The 1592-nt window shown below is 67.3% G+C and carries 1 protein-coding gene; it reads left to right on the top strand.

The features are described from left to right. Positions 1 to 1592 (top strand): amidohydrolase (locus CFB35_RS33975; protein WP_089466257.1); only part of this gene is annotated, 1592 nt, incomplete at both ends.

Raw genomic sequence — 1592 nt, forward strand, 5'->3', positions numbered from 1 at the left:
GTGGTCGATCTCGGCGGCCGCGGCGTGCTGCCGGGCCTGATCGACAACCACTGCCACGTGATTCGTGGCGGCCTGAACTACAACATGGAGCTGCGCTGGGACGGCGTGCCGTCGCTCGCGGTCGCGATGGAGATGCTCAAGCGCCAGGTCGCCGTGACGCCCGCGCCGCAATGGGTGCGTGTGGTCGGCGGCTTCACCGAGCACCAGTTCGTCGAGAAACGGCTGCCGACGATCGATGAGCTCAATGCGGTCGCGCCCGATACGCCCGTGTTCATCCTGCACCTGTACGACCGCGCGCTGCTGAACGCGGCCGCGCTGCGCGTGGTCGGCTATACGAAGGACACGCCGGAGCCGCCGGGCGGCACGATCCTGCGCGATGCCGGGGGCAATCCGACCGGCCTGCTGCTCGCGAACCCGAACGCGACGATCCTCTACGCGACGCTCGCGAAGGGGCCGAAGCTGCCGTTCGAGTATCAGTACAACTCGACGCGCCATTTCATGCGCGAGTTGAACCGGCTCGGCGTGACGGGCGTGATCGACGCGGGCGGCGGCTCGCAGAATTATCCCGACGATTACGAAGTGATCCGCAAGCTGCACGACGCGGGCGAGATGACGATCCGGATCGCGTACAACCTGTTCACGCAGAAGCCGAACGCGGAGAAGGAAGACTTCGTGAACTGGACGAAGAGCGTCAAGTACCACGATGGCACCGACTACTTCCGCAATAACGGCGCGGGCGAGATGCTGGCGTTTTCCGCGGCCGACTTCGAGGACTTCCGCGTCGCGCGGCCGGATTTGCCCGCGCAGATGGAGGACGACCTCGAAGGCGTCGTGCGCGTGCTCGCGGAAAACCGCTGGCCGTGGCGCATGCACGCGACCTATGACGAAACGATCAGCCGCGCGCTGGACGTGTTCGAGAAGGTCAACGAAGACATCCCGCTCGACGGGCTGAACTGGTTCTTCGATCATGCGGAAACCATCTCCGAGAAATCGATGGACCGGATCGCCGCGCTCGGCGGCGGCATCGCGGTGCAGCACCGGATGGCGTATCAGGGCGAATACTTCGTCGAGCGTTACGGCGCGCAGGCCGCCGAGGCGACGCTGCCTGTCGCGAAGATGCTCGGCAAGGGGCTCAGGGTGTCGGCCGGCACGGACGCGACGCGCGTCGCGTCGTACAACCCGTGGGTGTCGCTTGCATGGCTCGTGACGGGCAAGACGGTCGGCGGCATGCGCCTGTATCCGCAGCGCAACCTGCTCGATCGCGAAACCGCGCTGCGGATGTGGACCGAGTACGTGACGTGGTTCTCGAACGAGGAAGGCAAGAAAGGGCGCATCGCGGTGGGACAGCTTGCCGACCTGGTGGTCCCCGATCGCGATTTCTTCGCGTGCGCGGAAGACGATATCGCCGGCACGACCGCGTTGCTGACGGTGGTCGACGGGAAGATCGTGTGGGGCGCGGGGCCGTTCGCGTCGCACGACGCGCCGATCCCGCCGGCGATGCCGGACTGGTCGCCGGTGCGCGAGTTCGGCGGCTATGGCGGCTGGGGCGCGACGCAGCGCGCCGGCGCGCCGTTGCAGCGCGCGGCGGCCGC

Origin of the sequence: Burkholderia sp. AU16482 (assembly GCF_002223285.1) — a bacterium.
Lineage (GTDB): Bacteria > Pseudomonadota > Gammaproteobacteria > Burkholderiales > Burkholderiaceae > Burkholderia > Burkholderia semiarida.